This is a genomic window from Sphingomonas sp. T1 (assembly GCF_902506585.1).
GTDB lineage: Bacteria > Pseudomonadota > Alphaproteobacteria > Sphingomonadales > Sphingomonadaceae > Sphingomonas > Sphingomonas aerolata.
On record NZ_LR733875.1, the window covers coordinates 3,021,623 to 3,026,941 of the forward strand.

6 protein-coding genes are annotated in these 5,319 nt (G+C 70.1%); all 6 read left to right on the forward strand.

What is annotated here, in order from left to right; genetic code table 11:
- On the forward strand, positions 1–205 hold a 205-nt coding region (locus GV027_RS13755; protein ID WP_201302624.1), incomplete at its 5' end, for an HK97 family phage prohead protease.
- 243 nt (positions 206–448) lie between these two features.
- On the forward strand, positions 449–1,441 hold the full coding sequence (locus tag GV027_RS13760; RefSeq protein WP_159512216.1) for a phage major capsid protein: 993 nt from the start codon (positions 449–451) through the stop codon (positions 1,439–1,441).
- A 112-nt stretch (positions 1,442–1,553) separates the two neighbouring features.
- The gene (locus GV027_RS13765) at positions 1,554–1,901 is read left to right on the forward strand and encodes a head-tail connector protein (protein ID WP_236559222.1); all 348 of its coding nucleotides are present in this window, start codon (positions 1,554–1,556) and stop codon (positions 1,899–1,901) included.
- Positions 1,898–2,281, forward strand: a complete 384-nt coding sequence (gp17, locus tag GV027_RS13770) for a tail completion protein gp17 (protein WP_159512217.1) — start codon at positions 1,898–1,900, stop codon at positions 2,279–2,281. Before GV027_RS13765 ends, gp17 begins: the two co-directional genes overlap by 4 nt.
- A gap of 22 nt (positions 2,282–2,303) precedes the next feature.
- Complete coding sequence (locus tag GV027_RS13775) at positions 2,304–2,711, forward strand: phage major tail protein, TP901-1 family (RefSeq protein ID WP_159512218.1); 408 nt, start codon at positions 2,304–2,306, stop codon at positions 2,709–2,711.
- 358 nt (positions 2,712–3,069) lie between these two features.
- A partial coding sequence (locus GV027_RS13780) for a DUF2460 domain-containing protein (RefSeq protein ID WP_159512219.1) occupies positions 3,070–5,319 on the forward strand: 2,250 nt, incomplete at its 3' end.

Here is a 5,319-nt window from a genome sequence, read left to right on the forward strand (position 1 = left end):
GGGGTTGCGCGTCGAGGGGGTGGTCGAGGATCCCGAGCTTGTGGGGCTGGTGCGGTCTGGGGCGGTTGCCGGACTGTCGGTCGGGTATCGGGCGGTGCGGGTCGTGCAGGGGGCTCGGCGGGTGCTCGAGGCGGTGGAGCTGGTCGAGGTGAGTCTGGTGGGGGTGCCTATGCAGGGACTGGCTCGGGTGGAGGTGGTGGGGTGAGGGTTTTAGCCTCACGTGCCCTCACCCTCCCACGCTTTGCGTGGGCCCCTCCCTCTCCCCCAAGGGGAGAGGGGTTTTAGGGTCCCTCTCCCCTTGAGGGAGAGGGAAGGAGGAGCCGTCAGGCGACGGGAGGGTGAGGGGTGGTTGGGATGGGGGCGTTGGCCTCGCATGCTCCGCGCCCTCCCACGGTTTTTCAGGCGTCCTTCGGGGCGCCTTTTTTTGTTTCTTGGCAGGGAGATGAACATGACGGTGATGGATCGGCCGATGCTCGAGGGGGCGGCGCCTTCGGGCGCGTTTGCGGGGTTCGTGCGGAGTGGTGCGACGATCGAGATGAAGGCGTTTACCGGGGTGACCGGCGATGCGGGCGGCTATGCGGTGCCGCGCGAGGTGGATGCGCAGATCGATGCGGTGCTGAAAGGGATCTCGCCGATCCGGGGGATCGCCAATGTCGTGAAGGTGGGCAGCGCCGGGTATCGCAAGCTCGTCACGACGGGCGGCACGCCGTCCGGCTGGGCGGCGGAGAATGCGGCGCGGCCCGAGACGGCGACGCCGGTGTTCGTCGAGATCGTGCCGCCGACCGGCGAGCTCTATGCCAATCCGGCGGCGAGCCAGGCGATGCTCGACGATGCGGCGTTCGACGTCGAGGCGTGGCTGGCGGGCGAGATCGCGATGGAATTCGCCAAGGCCGAGGGCGCGGCGTTCGTCGGCGGATCGGGCAGCGGGCGGCCCAAGGGGTTCCTGACCCAGCCGACCGCGGCGACCGCGGACGGGACGCGGGCGTTCGGGACGCTGCAATATCTGGCCTCCGGCACCGCGGGGGATTTCTCGGCGAGCCCGCAGGAGCGGCTGATCGACCTCGTCCAGGCGCTGCGCGCGCCGTACCGGCGGGGGGCGAGCTTCGTGATGAATGCGAGCACGCTGGCGCGGATCAGGAAGTTCAAGACGAGCGACGGGGCGTTCGTGTGGGCGCCTTCGCTGGCGGCGGGGCAGCCGGCGACGCTGCTCGGCTATCCGGTGATCGAGGCGGAGGACATGCCGGACATCGCGGCGAACGCGCTGTCGATCGCGTTCGGGAACTTCAAAGCTGGGTATCTGATCGCCGAGCGCGCGGAGACGGTGATCCTGCGGGATCCGTATTCGAACAAGCCGTTCGTCAATTTCTACGCGACCAAGCGGGTCGGTGGGTGCGTGACGAATTCGGAGGCGATCAAGCTGATGAAGTTTTCGGTGAGCTGATGGGGTGTGAGGGGGTGGGGGTTTTTAGCCTCGCTTGCCCTCACCCTCCCACGCTTTGCGTGGGCCCCTCCCTCTCCCCTGCGGGGGAGAGGGGTTTTTTTGGGAGAATCCTATGGGTGAGCAGGGGGTGCCGGTGGCCGTGGTGGCGGACGCGGTGGTGGCCGTGCGGGAGGTGTTGCGGCTGGAGGGGAGTGCGGAGGCGGCGTTGCTGGGGCGGGTCTGTGCGGCGGCGATCCTGGTGTGCGAGGCGTTCGTCGGCGGGGCGATCGTCGCGCGGGTGGCGGGCGACGGGGCGGCGGAGACCTGGGACGCGGTGCCGGCGCCGGTCGCGCAGGGCGTGGCGATGCTGGCGGCGCATCTGTTCGATCACCGCGAGAGCGATGCGGTGCCGCCCGCGGCGGTGGCGGCTTTGTGGCGACCCTATCGGCGGCTGCGGTTGAGCCCGGACGTGGCGGCGTGAGCGCGCGGGGGGTGCTGCAGGCGGGCGTGGTCGCGCGGCTGCAGGCGGTGCTGGAGGGCGGGGTGTATGACGCGCCGCCGGTGCGTAGCGCGCTGCCCTATGCGGTGGTCGACGAGCCGGTGCTGAGCGACTGGAGCACGACGACGTGGCGCGGGCGCGAGGGGCGCGTCGTCGTGACGCTGCACGATGGCGGCGAGCGGCCGGTGCGGCTGCGGGCTGCGCTGGCGGCGGCGGAGGAGGCGGTCGAGGCGCTCGACGCGGATCTGGGCGAGGGGTGGCGGCTGGTGCGCGTGCAGATGCTGCGATCTCGCGTGCTGCGCGTCGGCGAGCGGTGGCGGGGGGCGAGCGAGTTTCTGGTGCGGATGTACCGCGAGAATTGAACGGATTTGGGGGGAGACGGACATGGCGGTGGAGAAGGGGAGCGCGTTCCTGCTGAAGGTCGGGAACGGCGCGGCGACGCCCGTCTATGCGACGGTGGCGGGGCTGCGGACGACGCAGATGTCGGTGAACGGCGAGGCGATCGTGGTGACGACGAAGGATTCGGGCGGCTGGCGGCAATTGCTGTCGGGGGCGGGGGTGCGAAGCGTCTCGGTATCGGGGGCGGGGGTGTTCACGGGCTCGGCAGCGGAGCTTCGGATCAAGGCGAGTGCGCTGTCGGGGGTGCTCGACGATTACCGGCTGGCGTTCGAGGGGGGCGATACGATGACCGGGCGGTTCCTGGTGTCGCGGCTGGATTATGCCGGGGATTTCAATGGGGAGCGATCCTACACGCTGAGTCTCGAGAGTTCGGGGGCGGTGGTGGCGGGGTGAGGTTTCACTCTTGGCTTCGTGCTGAGCCACCTTCGTCCTGACCCATTTCCGTCATCCTGACGAAAGTCAGGATCCAGGGTCACGAGCGTTGTCCTGTGCGGCTCTGGATCCTGACTTTCGTCAGGATGACGAGTGGGGTGGGGGCGGTGTTCCTAGCCTCGCTTGCCCTCACCCTCCCACGCGCAAGAGCGCGTGGGCCCCTCCCTCTCCCCCGGGGGGAGAGGGGTTTTTGGAGGATTTCTTATGATCGATGTGGCGAATGTTGTGCGGGGGGAGCGACAGCGCTTCGCGTGGGTCCCTCCCTCTCCCCCGAGGGGAGAGGGGTTTTGGTTGCTCCCCTTGGAATTGGAGATGGTTCATGGCGCAGTGGGTGTGTTCGGGGCGGACGGGGCAGGTCGAGGGGGTCGTGTCGCGGTTCGATCCGCGGTTCTGGACGGTGGATTTTCCGCGGCCGATGATGGCGTCCGTCGTGACCACGGGGCCGGATGCGCTGCGCGTCGATGCGGTGTTCTACAGGGCGGATGATCTGGCGGGGCTGATCTGGGCGGCGGAGGATCGCTATGATCATCCGTTGCTGCGGTACGAGACCGTGCGGGATTTTCGGGGGTGCCGGCTGCGGTTCCGGTGGCGGTCGGGGGGTGTGATGCCGCTCGATGCAATCAATGGCCCGACGCTGACGATCGAGGGGCGTGATGCGGCGGGCGTCGCGCGGGCCTGGTATGTGCGGTTGTGGAATTATGCCGAGGGCACGCCGGAGGATGCGCTGGTGTCGCTCGATTTCGCGGCGCTGGTCGGCGGGTTCGACCTGCCCGGGGACAGCGATCCCGTCTGGGCGGGGGATATCGATCGGATGTTCGTGTCGCTGGTGCCGCCCGAGTATCGCGGCGTCGACGCGCCGCTGGCGGGGATGCGCGAGGGCTGGGTCGAGCTGACGCAGATGGCGTGCGAGGGGCCGGGATCAGTGCTCGCGATCGGCGAGGCGGTGGTGCCCGAGCATGGGCTGCGGATCGCGAGCGGCTATGACGACAGCTATAATCTGACGCCCGCGCGGCTGCTGCGCAACGCGCTGCACCTGGGGTATCGCGGGAACATCGTCCATTATGTGGGCATGAGCCATTATTTCCGGCTCGCGGGCGTGGGCGGCGGATTTTACGTGTCGCTGGCGGGGGGCGTGCTGAACGCGGCGTGCGCAGCGTGGCACCGGGATTTCGCGGGGCGCGCGAAGGCGCTGGGCTACGGCGTGATCTGGTCGTTGAGCTACGAGCTGTTCGACGCGCATTGCTGGAACGACTGGAAACAGCGTGCGGCGGATGGTGCGCCCGCGCTGACCGGGTGGGAGCCGCCCTCGACCTTGCTGTCGCCTGCGCATGCCGGGGCGATGGCGTATCTGCAGGCGGTGGCGCGCGCGTTTGTGGGCCTCGCGGTGGCGGCGGGACTGCCGGCGCAGTTTCAGGTCGGCGAGCCCTGGTGGTGGGTGATGCCCGACGGGCGGCCGTGTCTCTATGATGCGAGCGCGGTCGCGGCGTTCGCGCCGGTGGCGATGGCGAGCCTCCGCGGGGCCAAGAGCGCAGACCAGATCGTGACGCTGGAGGCGGCGGGGGCGTGTCTGGCGGCGTCGACCGCGGCTATGGTTGCGGCGGTAAAGGGGGAAGCGGGCGGGTGCGTGACGCATCTGCTGACCTATCTGCCGACGGTGCTCGATGCGGGAGCGCCCGAGGCGAAGCGCGCGAACATGCCGGTCGGCTGGGCGTCGCCGGCGTTCGATGTGCTCCAGCTCGAGGATTATGACTGGGTGACCGCGGGCGATGTCGCGTCGTCGGCGGATGCGGTCGCGCTGGTCGCGGCGCGGCTGGGCTATCCGGTCGCGCGGCAGGATTATCTGTCGGGGTTCGTGACCGCGCCCGAGCGCGCGGGCGACTGGGCGCGGATCGAGGCGGCGGCGGTGGCGGCGCGGGGGCGCGGCGTCGGCGAGACGTTCGTCTGGGCGCTGCCGCAGGTGATGCGCGACGGGTTCGTGCATTTCGAGACCGAAGGGGGAGACGATATCGTGGACGCGCATGACGACGTGCTGTTTCCGCTCGCGCTGGGGCGTGAGGCGGAGGTGATACCGGGATTTTCGACCGCGATCCTGACGAGCGCGGGCGGCGCCGAGCAGCGCAACGCGGCCTGGGCGGAGGCGCGGACGAGCTATGACGTCGGGCCGGGGCTGCGGAGCGAGGCGGATATCGGCGTGCTGCTGGCGTTCTTCCGCGCGCGGATGGGGCCGGCGCGCAGCTTCCGGTTGCGCGATCCGTTCGATGCCGAGGCGGTCGGGGAGGTGCTGGGGGTCGGCGACGGGATCGCGCGGCGGTTCGCGCTGGTGAAACACTATGACGCGGCGACGCGGCGGATCACGCGGCCGGTGGCGGGGAGCGTGACGGTCGCGGTCGACGGCGTCGCGACGTCGGGCTTCTCGGTGGTGGCCGGGGGGTGGGTGGTGCTCGACGCGGCGCCGGCGGCGGGTGCGGTGGTGAGCGCGGGGTTCGCGTTCGACGTGCCGGTGCGGTTTGCCGAGGACCGGCTGAGCGTCGCGCGGGCGACGTTTCTGGCGGGGGTGGCGGCTTCGGTG

Coding starts and splice junctions, on each gene's coding strand:
- GV027_RS13765 (WP_236559222.1), top strand. CDS start 1,554: ATGGGTGAGCAGGGGGTGCCGGTGGCCGTGGTGGCGGACGCGGTGGTG.
- GV027_RS13775 (WP_159512218.1), top strand. CDS start 2,304: ATGGCGGTGGAGAAGGGGAGCGCGTTCCTGCTGAAGGTCGGGAACGGC.
- GV027_RS13760 (WP_159512216.1), top strand. CDS start 449: ATGACGGTGATGGATCGGCCGATGCTCGAGGGGGCGGCGCCTTCGGGC.